13 protein-coding genes are annotated in these 15764 nt (G+C 72.3%); 1 reads left to right on the plus strand and 12 read right to left on the minus strand.

All coding sequences use genetic code 11. The features are described from left to right. Nucleotides 1-62: 62 nt before the first annotated feature. From ACWGIS_RS15565 to ACWGIS_RS15610, 10 genes are all read right to left on the minus strand, one after another. Nucleotides 63-185 carry a hypothetical protein gene (locus ACWGIS_RS15565; protein WP_453362929.1) on the minus strand — a complete coding sequence of 41 codons (123 nt, stop codon included), beginning with the start codon at nucleotides 183-185 and terminating at the stop codon, nucleotides 63-65. Continuing rightward, entirely contained in the window at nucleotides 182-2485 is a 2304-nt protein-coding gene (locus ACWGIS_RS15570; RefSeq protein WP_453362930.1) for a xanthine dehydrogenase family protein molybdopterin-binding subunit, read from the minus strand. The genes ACWGIS_RS15565 and ACWGIS_RS15570 overlap by 4 nt, the downstream gene beginning before the upstream one ends. Continuing rightward, nucleotides 2482-4410: a 2Fe-2S iron-sulfur cluster-binding protein gene (locus tag ACWGIS_RS15575; RefSeq protein WP_453362931.1), complete on the minus strand. Its 1929-nt coding sequence runs from the start codon at nucleotides 4408-4410 to the stop codon at nucleotides 2482-2484. Before ACWGIS_RS15575 ends, ACWGIS_RS15570 begins: the two co-directional genes overlap by 4 nt. Beyond that, nucleotides 4407-5303: an FAD binding domain-containing protein gene (locus tag ACWGIS_RS15580; RefSeq protein WP_453362932.1), complete on the minus strand. Its 897-nt coding sequence runs from the start codon at nucleotides 5301-5303 to the stop codon at nucleotides 4407-4409. Before ACWGIS_RS15580 ends, ACWGIS_RS15575 begins: the two co-directional genes overlap by 4 nt. A 278-nt stretch (nucleotides 5304-5581) precedes the next feature. Beyond that, nucleotides 5582-7201, minus strand: coding sequence for a beta-N-acetylhexosaminidase (locus ACWGIS_RS15585; protein ID WP_453362933.1), 1620 nt, complete (start codon nucleotides 7199-7201; stop codon nucleotides 5582-5584). A 4-nt stretch (nucleotides 7202-7205) separates the two neighbouring features. Continuing rightward, the gene (locus ACWGIS_RS15590; RefSeq protein ID WP_453362934.1) at nucleotides 7206-8066 is read right to left on the minus strand and encodes a carbohydrate ABC transporter permease; all 861 of its coding nucleotides are present in this window, start codon (nucleotides 8064-8066) and stop codon (nucleotides 7206-7208) included. After that, nucleotides 8063-9070, minus strand: a complete 1008-nt coding sequence (locus ACWGIS_RS15595) for a carbohydrate ABC transporter permease (protein WP_453362935.1) — start codon at nucleotides 9068-9070, stop codon at nucleotides 8063-8065. Before ACWGIS_RS15595 ends, ACWGIS_RS15590 begins: the two co-directional genes overlap by 4 nt. Before the next feature lie 4 nt (nucleotides 9071-9074). After that, entirely contained in the window at nucleotides 9075-10382 is a 1308-nt protein-coding gene (locus tag ACWGIS_RS15600) for an extracellular solute-binding protein (protein ID WP_453362936.1), read from the minus strand. A 295-nt stretch (nucleotides 10383-10677) separates the two neighbouring features. Beyond that, complete coding sequence (locus ACWGIS_RS15605; RefSeq protein ID WP_356172847.1) at nucleotides 10678-10980, minus strand: DUF3039 domain-containing protein; 303 nt, start codon at nucleotides 10978-10980, stop codon at nucleotides 10678-10680. Between the two features lie 29 nt (nucleotides 10981-11009). Further along, nucleotides 11010-11582 carry a YqgE/AlgH family protein gene (locus ACWGIS_RS15610; RefSeq protein WP_389389661.1) on the minus strand — a complete coding sequence of 191 codons (573 nt, stop codon included), beginning with the start codon at nucleotides 11580-11582 and terminating at the stop codon, nucleotides 11010-11012. A gap of 252 nt (nucleotides 11583-11834) precedes the next feature. Between ACWGIS_RS15610 and murA the strand changes: the two genes are divergently transcribed. After that, nucleotides 11835-13181, plus strand: coding sequence for a UDP-N-acetylglucosamine 1-carboxyvinyltransferase (gene murA, locus ACWGIS_RS15615; protein WP_453362937.1), 1347 nt, complete (start codon nucleotides 11835-11837; stop codon nucleotides 13179-13181). A gap of 139 nt (nucleotides 13182-13320) precedes the next feature. On the opposite strand, the gene ACWGIS_RS15620 is transcribed toward murA, so the two are convergent. Both ACWGIS_RS15620 and ACWGIS_RS15625 read right to left on the minus strand, forming a co-directional pair. After that, entirely contained in the window at nucleotides 13321-13602 is a 282-nt protein-coding gene (locus tag ACWGIS_RS15620; protein WP_007382399.1) for an HU family DNA-binding protein, read from the minus strand. A gap of 381 nt (nucleotides 13603-13983) precedes the next feature. Beyond that, entirely contained in the window at nucleotides 13984-15429 is a 1446-nt protein-coding gene (locus ACWGIS_RS15625; protein ID WP_453362938.1) for a malic enzyme-like NAD(P)-binding protein, read from the minus strand. Between the last annotated feature and the right edge of the window lie 335 nt (nucleotides 15430-15764).

The raw sequence follows: 15764 nt of genomic DNA on the forward strand, positions 1-15764 counted from the left end.
AGGGGCATCGCGCACGACGCACCACGTAAGACGCACGGAACGCGGAAAAGGCTGCGCCGGGCTCAGGTGAAGTACACGCCGCCCGCGACGACCGCCACGGCCGCCGCCACGAACACCAGGACCCACAGCAGCAGCCGGCCCACCGCGGGAGCGGGCTCGTAGCGCGGTGGCTCCGGGGCGGTCACGCGCCGGTCACCACCGCGGCCTGCGGGCGGATCGGCAGCCGGTTGACGGGGCGGCCTGTCGCCGCGCGGACGGCCGACGCGATCGCCGCCGGGGACGTCACGACCGGCACCGCGCTGACCGCCTTGGCGCCGAACGGGGCGACGACGTCCCGCTCCTCGACCAGCTTGACGATGCGGATGTCGGGCGCGTCCAGCGAGGTCGGCAGCGCGTAGCCGGTGAGGTCGGGATGGCGGACCAGCCCGCGCGCGGTGCGCAGGTTCTCGGTGAGGGCCGCGCCGACCCCCTGCGTGACCCCGGCCTCGATACGGGCCGTGACCTGGGCCGGGTTGAGGATGCGGCCGACGTCCTGGGCGAGGGCCAGTTCGACGACGCGGACCGAGCCGAGTTCGATGTCGACGTCCACCACCGCGCGGATCGCGCAGAACGCGAGGCCGACGAACGCGTCGCCCTGGCCCGCGCCGTCCAGCGGCTCCGTCGGGTGGGGCCGGCACTGGGCGGTGGCCCACAGCTCCTTGCCGTCCAGCGCCTCCGTGACGGTCGTCGAGAGCACGCCGTCGTACGACGTGATCTTGCCGTCGGTGATCTGGAGCAGCTCCGTGGACATCCCGAACTTGTGCGCGAGCGGCTGGAGCAGCTGCGTACGGACCATCTTGGCGGCGCGCTCCACCGCCCCGCCCGACACCCAGGTGTGGCGGCCCCGGCAGCTCGGGCCCGCCGGCGGCTGGTCGGTGTCGACGGGCGCCACGTAGACCTCGTCGATACCCAGGGTCTCCTGGACGATCTGGCGGGCGAGCGTGGTGAAGCCCTGCCCGGTCTCCACGGCGGCGCACAGCACCGTGGCGACCCCGTCGTGGACCTTGACGGTGGCCGTCGAGACCTCGTCCGCGCCCTCGGCGCCGAGCATGTGGACCATGCCGACGCCGTAGCCGACGCCCCGGCGCACCGCGCCCGGTTCGCCCGCGCCCTCGGGGCCGCCGGGCAGCAGCCACTCGTCCTCGGGGGTGTCCTTGGGGAGCGCCGGCAGCGGGAAGTCCCGTACGGCCTGGAGCAGTTCGGCGACCGGGGCGGGGCAGGTCACCGTCTGTCCCGTGGGCAGGACGTCGCCGGTGGCCATCACGTTGCGCAGGCGCAGCTCGGCGGGGTCCATGCCGAGCTTCTTCGCCAGTTTGTCCATCTGCGCCTCGTAGGCGGCGCAGACCTGCATGGCGCCCTCGCCGCGCACGTGGCCGGAGGGCGGGTTGTTGGTGCGTACGGCCCAGCCCTCGATGAAGGCGTTCGGGACGACGTAGGGGCCGCAGGCGAAGGAGACGGCGGCGGCGAGCGCCTCGGAGGACGTGTCGGCGTACGCGCCCGCGTCCAGGAGGATCTGCGCCTCGACCTTCACCAGCCTGCCGTCGGCGTCCGCGTGGTGGCGGTAGCGCAGCAGGGTGGGGTGGCGGTGGGCGTGCCCGAGGAAGGACTCCTCGCGCGTAGCGGTGAGTTTGACCGGGCAGCCGGTCTTCAGCGCGAGCAGGCCGAGCGGGAGCTGGATGCCCTGGTCCTCGCGGTCCGCGGTGGCCCCCGGGACGCCGGTGACGACGACCTTGACGCGGTCGGGTTCGAGTCCGTAGCAGGCGGCGGCCGCGTCGCGGTCGGTGTGCGGGTCGGTGGACGCCACGTACAGCTCGACGCCGCCGTCCGGGCGGGGCACGGCGAGGCCGGCCTCCGCGCCGACGGGCGCCGGGTCCTGGCGGCCGATGCGGTACAGGCCCTCGACGACGAGTTCGCCGGCCGCGTCGGGGTCGCCGTGGCGCAGCGGGATGTGGCGGATGAGGTTGCCGTCGGGGTGCAGGGGTTCGGCCTCGAAGGCCTGTTCCGGGTCGGTGACCGGGTCGAGCACCTCGTACTCGACGATGACGGCCGCGGCGGCCATCCGCGCGGTGTCGGGGTGGTCGGCGGCGACGGCCGCGATGGGCTCCCCGTGGTGGCGTACGACCTCGGAGGCGAACACCGGCCGGTCGGCCTTGCCGCGTCCGTGCAGCGCGGTGCCGGGGACGTCCTCGTGGGTGACGACGGCGTGGACGCCGGGCATCTCGCGCGCGTGGGTGGTGTCGATGGACAGGATGCGCGCGTGGGGGTGCGGCGATCTGAGCACGGCGGCCCAGAGCAGGCCCTCGGCCCACAGGTCCGCGGCGTACGGGAAGGTGCCCTCGGTCTTGGCGCGGGCCTCCGCCGAGGGCAGTGACGCGCCGAGGCCGTGCGGCAGCGGTTCGGGGGCGGGCGGTGCCGCGGTGGTCTCCGTGGCGGCTTCGTTGCTCACGCCTGGCCTCCGTCCTGGCCGTACGGCTGGTCGTGCGGGGTGGCCGGTTCGAACGCCGACCTGTTGACGCCGCCGTCGCCCGGGCCCGCCTGGTGCGGGATACGGGCCTCGTCGCCGTCCTGGTCGCCGTTCACGGAGTGCGCCTCGCGTTCGGCGACGACCTCGCGCACGGCGTCCAGGACGCCTCGGTAGCCGGAGCAGCGGCACAGGTTGCCGCAGAGGGCCTGGCGGGCCTCCAGCTCGGTCGGCGCGGGGTTGCCCTCCAGCAGGTCGTGCACGGTCATGGCCATGCCCGGCACGCAGAATCCGCACTGGACGGCGCCGCACCTGGCGAGCGCGCGCTGCACGTCCGAGGGCTGCCCGTCGGCGGCGAGGCCCTCGACGGTGCGCACCTCGCTGCCGGCGGCGGTGACCGCGGGCACCAGGCAGGACGCGACGAGCCGGCCGTCCACCTGGACGTTGCAGGCGCCGCACTCACCCTGCGAGCAGCCGTCCTTGGCGCCCGCGAGGCCGAGGCGCTCGCGCAGGACGTAGAGCAGCGACTCGCCGATCCAGGCGTCGGTGACGGGGCGGTCGGCGCCGTTCACCCGCAGGACGTACGACGACATGGGGTGCTCGTCGTGCGCGGGGGCGGCGGCTTCGGCGGTCTCGGTGCCTTCGGCGGCGGACCGTTCCGCCGCGGCCGCGTCGGGTTCGGCGGCGTCCGGTGCTCCGGACGTCACCGGGGCCGGCGGGGACGTCTCGTACGCGCTGTCGGCGGACTCCGGTTCGGGTCCGGCGGACTCGGGGCCGGGGTCCGGCGCGAACTCAGCCGTCTCCCGGGCGTGGCCGCCGGCCTCGAACTCCGGCCGGGCCGCCTCGAACCCGCGTCCCTGCGTCTCCGGACCGCGTCCCCGCGTCTCCTGGCCGTGGGCGCCCGTCTCGTGGTCCGGCGGGGCCGTCGTGTGCGCGTGCGCGGCCGTCGGGTGCCCGTCCGCGGTCGTTTCGGCTACAGGCGCGGCCGTGTCGTGGCCGTGCGGGGGCGTCGACGGGTCGTCCTCGGCCGTCCCGTGCCGGTGCGCGTCCGTCCCGAATCCGTGCCGGACGTCCTCGTGGCCGTCGCGCCCGTAGCTCTCCCGGGCGTCCTCGTGGCCGTCGCGTCCGTAGCCCTCCCGCGCGGCCGTCTCTGCGGCCTCGGCGGCCTCACGGACGCGCTCGGACGCCTCCTGGGCGGCCTGCGCGGGCGCGCCGGGGTAGGAACCGCCCGGCGCCTCCTCCGGGGCCTCAGCGGCCGTTCCGGCGCCCGCGTGCGGAGCGGTGTGTTCGCGCGGTTCGGCGAACCACGGCTCGCCCACGGTCTCCGTCGCCCAGGGTGCCGCGGCGCCCCCGGGGAGCGTGGCGGGCGGCGTGCCGCCCCACTGCTCGACCAGCGACGAGGTGGTGAACTCGCCCGATTCGTCCGGAAGGTCGCCGCCGGCCACGGGGATCGACCACTGCCCGGTGACGTCGTGCCCGGCGGGCTCGTGCCCGTAGGACGCGCCGTCGGAGGGCTGCTGCCCCTCGGCGGCGTGCGAGCCCTCGGCGTCCGCGAAGGTCCACTGCCCGGTCGCTTCCGGCCGGTACGAGAAGCCGTCGTGGGCGGCCTCCCGGGGCACCGCCTCCGGGTCGGGCCACTGGACGTTCTCGGCGGGCACGGCCCAGCTCCCGGTGGCCGCCGGGTCGGTACCGGCGGTGGTGGCGGGGGTGACCGTTATCTGCGGGGGCACGTAGCCGTGCCCGGGGGCGGCGAGCGGGCTGTCCCGGTCCGCCAGGAGGGCGTCCATGCCTCCCTCGGGGAGCTTGACGAAGGCGGTGGCGCCGTCGTCGTAGTCCCCCTGCGGCAGCCGCTCCCAGGCACCGTGGGTGCCGCCCCGGGAGGCGTCCTCTCCGTGCTGGTCGTCGGTCACGACAGCGCCCTCCCCAGTGCTCGTCGGGCCAGCGCGGCGACGGTGCGCCGCAGGTGCAGTACGGCGGGCGGAAGCTGCGGCACGGAGCCGTCCTCCGCCGGGACGGGGTCCGGGATGCAGGCCGCGGCGACGTAGTCCCCGAAGGCTCCCAGCGCCTCGGGCACCAGGGCGCGGTTGTTGTCCCAGTCGATCAGCGAGGCGACCCACTGCTCGGCGTCCAGGGGGCGCAGCGGCATCGGCGCTATGGCTCCGACGGCGCACCGCACTCCGCGCCGGGCGGGGTCGAGGACGAGGGCGACGGAGGCGATCGCGCGGCCGGGTCCGGTGCGTCCGGTCGCCTTGACGAAGACCTGGGGGGCGTGCAGCAGGGGCACGCGCACGTAGCCGATGAGTTCGCCGCCGCGGAGCATGTCGACGCCCGCGAGGAGGTGCGACACCGGGATCTCGCGGCGGGCGCCGGCCTGGCCCGCGATGATCAACGTGGCTTCCAGGGCGGCCAGTACGGGCAGCGCGTCCCCGGTGGGCGAGGCGGAGGCGATGTTGCCGCCCAGGGTGCCGGCGTTGCGGATCTGCGGCGGTCCGGCGGCGCGGGCGGCGGCGGCGAGGGCGGGGATGAGGGCGGCGAAGTCGGGGCGGCCCATCCGCGCGTGGGTGAGGCCCGCGCCCAGCAGGGCGTGGCCGTCCTGGTACTGCCAGCCGCGGATCTCGCTGATGCGTCCGAGGCCGACGAGGGCGGCGGGCCTGAGCTGCCCGGAGTTGACGGCCGCCATGAGGTCGGTGCCGCCCGCGACGGGTACGGCGGCCGGCATGGCGGTGAGGGCTGCCACGGCCTCGTCCAGCGAGCCGGGCAGCGTGACGGCTGCCTGCGCCGCCTGCGGTGCTTGCGTGGTCAAACCGGCTGCCCCTTCCCGCTGCCCCACCTGGTCCCACCTGTGTTGCCGTACGGTACGTGCTGACAGGGCGGACGTGGCAACTCTGGCACATCTTCCCCGGCCCCCGACGCGGGGGTCCGCTAGGAGGCATTCGCCCCTCTCACCTGCGAGATGGTCCGTTTTCGCACGGCATCCCCGGTCCGGGCGAATTGGCACTCTTCGGTGACACCCGGGGCTTTCCTCCGCTCGGCCGCGCACCCGGGGTGAGCACTCCCCGGGGCGGGCCTCGCGGCGGCCGCTCAGGCGCTGGGGGGCGCCCCCTCGACCGGGCGTCCGAGCACCCCGGGCCGCCGCTGCCACGGCCGGGGCCCCGTGGGCGGCCGGTAGGCGACGCCGAGGGCGTCGAGCCGCGCGTAGTGGGCGCCCATCCGCCGCTCGAATCCGGCGAAGTCCCGTTCGGCGGGGGCCGGCAGAGCGCTCCAGGCGACCTCGGCGAACGCCGCGAGCCGCGGGAACACCTGGTAGTCCACGCGCGCCTGGTCCTCCATCACCTCGGTCCACACGTTGGCCTGGGTGCCGAGCACGTGCCGCGCCTCCTCGGGGGTCAGCTCCGGCGGCACCGGCTCGAAGCGGTAGACGTCCTCCAGGGTGCGGACGTAGCCGATGGGCACCGGCTCGTCCTCGCCGCCGTGCTGACGGTGGTCCAGGTACACCTGCTGCTCGGGGCACATGACGACGTCGTGGCCCGCGCGGGCGGCGGTGATGCCGCCCCGGTAGCCGCGCCACGAGGAGACGGCGGCGCCCGCGGCGAGCCCGCCCTCCAGGATCTCGTCCCAGCCGATCAGCCGACGGCCGCGCGCGGAGAGCCAGTTGTCGAAGTGGCCGATGAACCACGCCTGGAGCGCGTCCTCGTCCGCGAGTCCGAGTTCCGCCATCCGCGCCTGTGCGGCCGGTGAGCGCTTCCACTGGTCTTTCAGGCACTCGTCTCCGCCGACGTGGACGAACGTCGAGGGAAAGAGTTCGAGGAGTTCCTCGAAGACGCCTTCGTAGAAGCGGAGGGTGTTGTCGGTGGGGGCGAGTACGTTCTCGGAGATGCCCCAGTTGTCCCAGACGGAGAGGGAGGCCGTGTCGACGACGTCGGAGTTGCCCAGTTCCGGATACGCGGCGATGGCGGCCTGCGAGTGCCCGGGGATCTCGATCTCCGGGACGACGGAGATGTGCCGCTCGGCCGCGTAGGCGACGATCTCGCGGATGTCGTCCTGGGTGTAGTGACCGCCGTGCGGTTTCTCCTCCCACAGGGGTGAGGCGCGGTGGCCGAATTTCGTGCGGGACCGCCAGGCGCCGACCTCCGTGAGTTTCGGGTACTTCTTGATCTGAACACGCCATCCCTGGTCGTCCGTCAGATGGAAGTGGAAGACATTGAGTTTGTGCGCGGCCAGCAGGTCCAGATAACGCAGGACCCCTTCCTTGGGCGTGAAGTGGCGGGCCACGTCGAGCATCAGGCCGCGCCAGGGGAACCGCGGGCCGTCCTCGACGGAGACGTGCGGGACGGTGTGGCGGCCGCCCAGGCGGACGGGGGCGCGCCGGTAGGCGTCGGGGCCGAGCAGCTGACGCAGCGTCTGGGCGCCCCAGAAGACGCCGGCCGCGCCGCCGCCCGTGATCTCGATCCCCCGCTCCGCGCTCGTGACCAGCCGGTACGCCTCCGGTTCCAGGCCCGCGTCGAGGCGCAGCCGTACGGTGTTCGCGTCGCTCTCCGCCCCCGGCGGCAGGGGCAGGCCGAGCGCCGAGCCGAGGACGGAGCGCAGCCACCGCTCCGTGCCGCCCGTGCCGGGCGCGGCCCACAGGGCGGTCGCCTCGTCGAGCACCACGTCGCCCGCTGCCGGGCCCGTCACGGCGCGCGGCGCCGGAATCAGTTCCATCACGTCAGTCCTTTACCGCTCCGCCGAGGCCCGAGACGAGCCTCCGCTGCACGAGTACGAAGAAGATGAGTACGGGAATCGTCATGAGCGTGGAGGCCGCCATCACGCCGCCCCAGTCCGGCTCGTCGGGTTTGTAGAAGACGAGCAGGGCCATCGGCAGCGTGGACTGGGAGGTGTCGCTGATGAGGAACGACTTGGCGAACAGGAAGTCGTTCCAGGCGGAGATGAACGAGAAGACGCTCGTGGCCACCAGGCCCGGGAAGACGAGCGGGAACAGAATCTGCCAGAGGAATCGCGTCCGGCTCGCTCCGTCGATGAACGCCGCCTCCTCGATCGCCTCGGGAACCGCCTTGACGAAACCTCTCAGCATCCAGATCGCGAAGGGCAGCGAGAAGGCGATGTGGGGCAGGATCAGCGAGCCCAGGGTGTTGAGTTGGCCGAGGTCCCGCATGAGGAAGAACAGCGGGATCGCCAGCGCCTCCACCGGCACCATCTGCGCGATGAGGAACATGATGAGCAGGGTGGTGCGGAAACGGAAGCGGAATCGGGTCACCGCGGTCGCGGCGAGAAACGCGACGAGCGCCGAGACGACGACCACCGAGCAGGCGACCACGAGGCTGTTGACGAAGTACCGGCCGAATTCCTGCTGCCCGAGGACGCGCCGGAAGGAGTCGAGCGACGGCGAGCCGGTCCAGGGCCGGGGTTCGTCCGACTCGATCTCCCCCGCCGGCTTGAAGGCGCTCAGCACCATCCAGTAGAGCGGGAAGGCGACGGCCACCGCGATCAGCAGGGCGGACGCCTCGGCCGCCAGCCGCCAGGGGCGCCGGGGGCGCAGGGCTCCCCGCACGGTGTCCAGCGCGCTCACAGTTCCTCCCCCTGCCGGCGCAGCAGCCGCAGGTAGACCAGCGTGACCGCCATCAGCAACAGCAGCATCACGACGCCGATCGCGGAGCCGAGGCTGTACTGGGACGAGGCGAACGCCTTCTGGTAGGCGTACACGTTCAGCACGAGGTTCTGCCCGGCGATGCCGCCGCCGTTGGTCATGACGTAGATCTGCGTGAAGACCTTGAAGTCCCAGATGACGGACTGGATGGTGACGACGACCAGGATCGGCCGGAGCATCGGCGCGAGCACCGAGCGCCACACCCGCCACTGCGAGGCGCCGTCGAGGGAGGCCGCCTCCAGCACCTCGGCGGGTACGGCGCGGATGCCCGCGTACACCGTCACCATCACGAACGGGAAGGAGCACCAGACGACTTCGAGCAGGACGAGCGCGAAGGCGCTGTAGCGCCCGTACGTCCAGGAGTGGTCGCCGAGCCCGAGGACGCGGTTGACCGGGCCGAAGTCGGGGTCGAAGAGGAACAGCCACACCGTGGAGCCGGTGACGGCCGGGGTCGCCCAGGCGCCGAGCGCCGCGAGCATCAGCGCGAGCCGGGGCAGTGCCCGGACCCGGGTCAGCAGGACGGCCAGCGCGCAGCCGGTGGCGAGCGTCGAGACGACGCACGCCGCCGCGAAGACCACGGTGGCGAAAAGCACCCGCCAGAACTCGTCGTCGGCGAAGAGCGCCGTGTAGTTGCCGAAGCCCTGGAAGGTGGTCGGTTCACCGCCGCTGACCTGGGCCTGGGTGTACTCCAGGAACGAGATCAGGCCGAGCTGGTAGAGGGGATAGAGGAGCAGGCCGCCGAGGACGACGAGGGCGGGGGCGAGGTAGAGCCAGGGGGTCCAACCGCCGCGCCCGCGCCGGGACTTCACCGTCCGCGCCGTCGCGGCGAGGGCCGGACGGGGCCTTCGGCCGGGCGGTCCGGCAGGTCCGGGCGGTCCGGCGGTCCCCGGCCGTCCGGCGACCCGGAGGGTTTCGTGCGCCGTCATCGGTTCAGCCGACGGAGCTGAAGGCGTCGTCCATCTTCTTCGCCGCGTCCTTCGAGGCCCGCGGCACGTCCTTCTTGCCGCTGACGACCTCCTGGAACATGGTCGGCAGGACGAGCGAGGCGTCGATCTGGGCCCAGGCGGGCGAGGCGGGGACGAACTTGGCGCCCGCGGCAAGGGTCTTGACGAAGGGCTCGACGAACGGCTCCTTCTTCGCGACGTCGGCGCGCACGTCGGTGTACGTCGGCAGGAAGCCCATGGCGTCGAAGAGTTCGCCCTGCGTCTTCTTGGACGCGAGCCGCTTCAGCAGGTCCACGGCGAGGGAGCGGTGCGAAGTGTTCTTCAGGACGCCGAGGTTGTTGCCGCCGGCGAAGGCCGGGGCTATCTCCCCCTTCTTCAGTCCGGGCAGGGGTACGACGGCGTACTTGCCCTTGACCTTTCCTGCCTCCACGGCCGCGTGGCTGAAGTCGCCGCCGATGGCCATGCCGGCCTTGCCCGCGGCGAAGGCGGTGACGGTGTCGTTGCCGCCCATGCCCGCGCACTTGGCGGCCGGGCAGTTGGTGTCGCCGAAGAGCGACGTGTAGGCCTTGATGCCCTTCCGCGCGGCGGCGCTGTCGATGGCGGAGGCGTACGAACCGCCCTTGCCATGGGCGAGTTCACCGCCGTGCGCCCAGATGAAGGGCATCGCGCCGTAGGTGTAGGCGCCGCCGACCGCGAGGCCGTAGAGGTCGGGCTTCGCCGCCCGGATGCGGCGCGCGGTGTCGATCAGCTCGGTCTGCGTCGTGGGCACGTCGAGGCCGAGGTCCCGGAAGACGTCGGTGCGGTAGTACAGGGCGCGGACGCCGACGAAGAGGGGGGCGCCGTAGACCTTCCCGTCGACCGTCACGGACTGGCGGGCGGTCGGATCGGAGTCCTTGGCCTCCTTCCAGTCGGTGAACTCCCGTGTGATGTCGGCGAGTCCGCCGTCCTTGACGTAGCCGGCGGTGTCGGTGTTGCCGTACTCGATGACGTCGGGGGCGCTCTTCGGGTCGTTGAAGGCGGCCTTGATGCGCTGGGCGCGCGTCTCGACGGGGATGTACTCGACCTTCACCTCCGCGCCCGGGTGCGCCTTCTCGAAGCCGTTCACGGCGGCGGCGACGACCTTCTCCTTCGGCGCGTTGGCGACCTCCTGGAAGAGCCACACGCGCAGGGTGCCCTTCTTCTCGTCCTTGCCGGAGGAGGAGTCGTCGGAGGTCTGGGGGGCGCAGGCGGTGGCGGTCAGCGTGGCCGCCACCAGGGCGGCCAGCGACGCGGTCAGGCGGACAGAGAGCTTCATCGAGCATCCTCCGGGGGGAGTGCGTTGCAACATACGCAATGGCGGTTTCGCACTGCACAACACACCGGAGGCTATGGAGTAGAGGAAGGCGCCCACAAGAGGTCTCAACCACTCTGTGACCACGGGACGCACTCCGTGCAACGGACGGAGCGCGCCGGCCCACCCGGAAGACGCCGGGACGGGGGCCGTCGCGCGGCTTCGGGCACGACAAGGCCGCGGCACCCCGGACCGGGGTGCCGCGGCCGTGCCGGATCACGCGGCTGACGCGTCGGACGAGGGCGGGACCGCCCGCGCCCTACTTCTTGTCGCCGCCCTTGCCGCCGTCCTTGTCGCCACCGGCGCCCATGGACTCGTAGATCTCCTTGCACATGGGGCACACGGGGTACTTCTTCGGGTCGCGGCCCGGGACCCACACCTTGCCGCAGAGGGCCACGACGGGCGTGCCGTCGAGGGCGCTCGCCATGATCTTGTCCTTCTGGACGTAGTGGGCGAAGCGCTCGTGGTCGCCGTCTCCGTGCGACGTCTGCGGCGTCGGCTCAACGAGGGTCCCCGTCCCAGTACCTCGCTGGGGCTGGGTCTCAGGCTCAAGAGTGCTCATGTCCGCAAGGGTACTGAAGGTCACAGCCATCAGTTGAGCGAAGGGTCGTCCGGATAGGTGGCCACCATCGCCAGGTCGCTGCGCTGGCGGCGCAGGACCTCGCGCCACAGCCGCTCGGGAGAGGGCGACGAGACGTCCCCCGGCTCGGACTCGACCACGTACCAGGCGCCCTCGGAGAGCTCGTCCTCCAGCTGTCCCGGGCCCCAGCCCGCGTACCCGGCGAAGATCCGCAGCGAGCCGAGGGCCGCCGCCAGCAGCTCGGGCGGCGCCTCCAGGTCGACGAGCCCGATCGCGCCGTGCACCCGGCGCCAGCCCAGCGGCGACTGCTCCCCCGACGCGTCGCCGGGGATCACCGCGACGCCCAGCGCCGAGTCGAGCGAGACCGGTCCGCCCTGGAACACCACGCCCGGTTCGCCCGCCAGGTCCGCCCAGGCCTCCAGGATGTCGCCGACGTCCACCGGCGTGGGCCGGTTGAGGACGACGCCCAGGGAGCCCTCCTCGTCGTGGTCGAGGAGCAGCACCACCGCGCGGTCGAAGTTCGGGTCCGCCAGGGCGGGCGTGGCCACGAGCAGCCGCCCTGTGAGCGAGGACACCTCGGTCATGCCAGACATGATCTCGCATCTTCCCGTCACGTGGGGAGCCAATGCGGGTACGCGAGTGAACGCAGCTCAGGGCGTAGAGGAGCGGGACCGGCGCACGGCCGGGCCGGTGACCCGGTGTGCCCGATTAGGAACGGTTCGTGTTGTGGCGAAGCTGGGACGCAACCGGGAGGTCCCTGGGCTTACTGAAGGGGGGTGGGCGGCCATTACGCTTGCCTCTTCAACCCCTGCCCACCTCACCGGAACGCGAGATTCATGACCGTCAACGGCTCTGATGACGTACTGCTTGTCCACGGCGGCACCCCGCTCGAGGGCGAAATCCGTGTCCGCGGTGCGAAGAACCTCGTACCGAAGGCCATGGTCGCGGCCCTGCTGGGCAGCGCTCCGAGCCGACTGCGCAACGTCCCGGACATCCGCGACGTGCGGGTCGTGCGCGGGCTGCTGCAACTGCACGGCGTGACGGTCCGTCCGGGCGAGGAACCGGGCGAGCTGGTGCTCGACCCGTCGCACGTGGAGAGCGCGAACGTCGCCGACATCGACGCCCACGCGGGCTCCTCGCGCATTCCGATCCTGTTCTGCGGTCCGCTGCTGCACCGCCTCGGGCACGCGTTCATCCCCGGCCTGGGCGGCTGCGACATCGGCGGCCGGCCGATCGACTTCCACTTCGAGGTGCTGCGGCAGTTCGGCGCGAAGATCGAGAAGCGGGCGGACGGCCAGTACCTGGAGGCCCCGCAGCGGCTGCGCGGCACCAAGATCAAGCTGCCGTACCCGTCCGTGGGCGCGACCGAGCAGGTGCTGCTGACCGCGGTGCTCGCCGAGGGCGTCACCGAGCTGGCGAACGCGGCCGTGGAGCCCGAGATCGAGGACCTCATCTGCGTGCTGCAGAAGATGGGCGCGATCATCGCCATGGACACCGACCGGACCATCCGGATCACCGGTGTCGACTCGCTGGGCGGCTACACGCACGCGGCCCTCCCGGACCGCCTGGAGGCCGCCTCCTGGGCGTCCGCGGCCCTGGCCACCGAGGGCAACATCCACGTCAAGGGCGCCCAGCAGCGCTCGATGATGACGTTCCTGAACACCTACCGGAAGGTGGGCGGTGCCTTCGAGATCGACGACGAGGGCATCCGCTTCTGGCACCCGGGCGGCCAGCTGAAGTCGATCGCCCTGGAGACCGACGTCCACCCGGGCTTCCAGACCGACTGGCAGCAGCCGCTGGTCGTCGCCCTCACGCAGGCCACGGGCCTGTCGATCATCCACGAGACGGTGTACGAGTCCCGGCTCGGCTTCACCTCCGCGCTGAACCAGATGGGCGCGCACATCCAGCTGTACCGCGAGTGCCTGGGCGGCTCGAACTGCCGCTTCGGCCAGCGCAACTTCCTGCACTCCGCCGTCGTTTCGGGCCCCACGCGGCTCCAGGGCGCCGATCTGGTGATCCCTGACCTGCGCGGCGGGTTCTCGTACCTGATCGCCGCTCTCGCGGCCCAGGGCACCTCCCGGGTGCACGGCATCGACCTCATCAACCGCGGTTACGAGAACTTCATGGAGAAGCTCGTGGAACTCGGCGCGAAGGTCGAGCTGCCCGGCAAGGCGCTCGGCTAGCGGGACCGGCCCGGGCCGGCGGCGGAACCGCCGGCCCCGGGCCACGGCAGACACCACGATGGGGCGGCGCCCGGAAGTCCGGGCGCCGCCCCATTGGCGTACTGCTCGTTGCCGCGCCGTCCCGTGGCGCAGGCGGGAACTACTTACCCTTGGCGGCTTCCTTGAGCTTGCTGCCCGCGGAGACCTTCACGCTGTACCCGGCGGGGATCTGGATCGGGTCGCCGGTCTGCGGGTTGCGCGCGGTGCGAGCGGCACGGTGGGTGCGCTCGAAGGTCAGGAAGCCGGGGATGGTGACCTTCTCGTCGCCCTTGGCGACGATCTCGCCGACGGTCTCGGCGAACGCGGCCAGAACGGCGTCGGCGTCCTTGCGGGTCACCTCGGCACGGTCGGCCAGCGCGGCCACCAGCTCACTGCGGTTCATGTTGTTACTCCCGTGTTCTTCTTGCCGTTGAGGCGTGCCACGCGGCAGAGCCGCATGTTGGATGCGGCGTAGCCGATGCTGCCAGGGTCCTCGGTCGGTCCCCGGACCCGGGTCCGTAGCCAGACCCTCGCGCCCGAAGACGCATCCTGCCCCCACCTGCGGCGGGAAAGCCAATCCGGCACCCCTGGGAGTCACACGAACACCCTTGGGAGTCACACGAAGAGCGCCACTGCCTCGGAGTGGTGACGCTCCGTCTGCTCCCGGCAGCGGACCGCAGGGCCTGGGGACCTGAGCCTGGCCGCCACCCTAAAGGCGGCCAGAGGCCGTGCGTTCCGCGACGCGCCGGGCCTCAAGGCGTGGTGGTACCCGTCACAGCCGGTCTCACACCGATGTGTTGGCGGACGTGCTGTCCGTCACGGTCACCCCGGCCGCCTTCGCGGCGTTGCGCACGGCACCGGCGACGGCGCCCGCGACCTTGTCGTTGAAGACGCTCGGAATGATGTAGTTCGGGTTGAGCTCGTCCTCGGTCACCACGTCCGCGAGGGCGGTGGCGGCGGCCAGCATCATCTCCGTGTTGACGGTGCGCGACTGGGCGTCGAGCAGGCCGCGGAAGACGCCCGGGAACACCAGGACGTTGTTGATCTGGTTGGGGAAGTCGGAGCGCCCGGTGGCCACAACTGCGGCCGTCAGGCGGGCGATTGCGGGGTCGACCTCGGGGTCGGGGTTCGCGAGCGCGAACACGATGGCGCCGTCCGCCATGGCGGCCACGTCGTCACCGTCGATCACGTTCGGGGCGGAGACGCCGATGAAGACGTCGGCGCCGCGCACGGCCTCCCTGAGGGTGCCGGTGAGGCCCTCGGGGTTGGTGTTGTCGGCGATCCAGCGCAGCGGCGAGTCGGCGGCGGCGTCGACGAGGTCCGTCCGGTCCGCGTGCACGACTCCGTGGATGTCGGCCACGACGGCGTTCTTGACGCCCGCGGCGATGAGCAGCTTGAGGATGGCGGTACCGGCGGCGCCGGCGCCGGACATGACCACGCGGATGTCGCCGATCGCCTTGCCGGCCACCCGCAGGGCGTTCGTCAGAGCGGCGAGGACGACGATCGCCGTGCCGTGCTGGTCGTCGTGGAAGACGGGGATGTCGAGGGCCTCGCGCAGCCGGGCCTCGATCTCGAAGCAGCGGGGCGCCGAGATGTCCTCCAGGTTGATGCCCGCGAAGCCGGGGGCGATGGCCTTGACGATCTCGACGATCGCGTCGGTGTCCTGGGTGTCGAGGCACAGCGGCCAGGCGTCGATGCCGGCGAAGCGCTTGAACAGGGCGGCCTTGCCCTCCATGACCGGCAGGGCGGCCTTGGGGCCGATGTTGCCGAGGCCCAGCACGGCCGAGCCGTCCGTCACGACCGCAACGGAGTTGCGCTTGATGGTGAGGCGGCGGGCGTCCTCGGGGTTCTCGGCGATCGCCATGCACACGCGGGCCACGCCCGGCGTGTAGATCATCGAGAGGTCGTCGCGGTTGCGGATGGGGTGCTTCGACTGCATCTCGATCTTGCCGCCGAGGTGCATGAGGAACGTACGGTCGGAGACCTTGCCCAGGGTGACGCCCTCGATGGCGCGCAGCTGCTCGACGATCTCGTCGGCGTGGGACGTGGAGGTGGCCGCGATGGTGACGTCGATGCGGAGCTTCTCGTGGCCGGACGCCGTGACGTCGAGGCCGGTGACCGAGCCTCCGTGGGACTCGACGGCTCCGGTGAGCTGGGAGACCGCCGTTCCGCTGGCGGGCACCTCCAGCCGGACCGTCATCGAGTAGGAGACGCTGGGCGCCGTTGCCATGGCCGACTTCCTCTGCTTTCACCGTGTTCGCTGCGTACGCCGCGGGAACGGGGCCGTTCCTGCGGCGTCGTCCGATCGTCGCACCTACCGCGGAGTACGTGGTAGCCGCCCCGGGTTGCGAACGTTTTGTTCGCAACGACCGGACGTTTTCGGAAAACCACTTCCACCATACGAGAATTAGTGGGCGGGAGGGAAGAGCCGGCCGGCGCGCCCGGCGGCCGGGGACAGCGAGAAGGGGCCCCCCAACCGGGGGCGGGGGGGCGCGGGGAGGGGCCAATAAACCCACCCCCCCCCCGGACCCGCCGCGCCCAGGGGGGAGGGGGAGCCCGACGGGG

It is taken from the genome of Streptomyces sp. NPDC054842 (assembly GCF_053611025.1).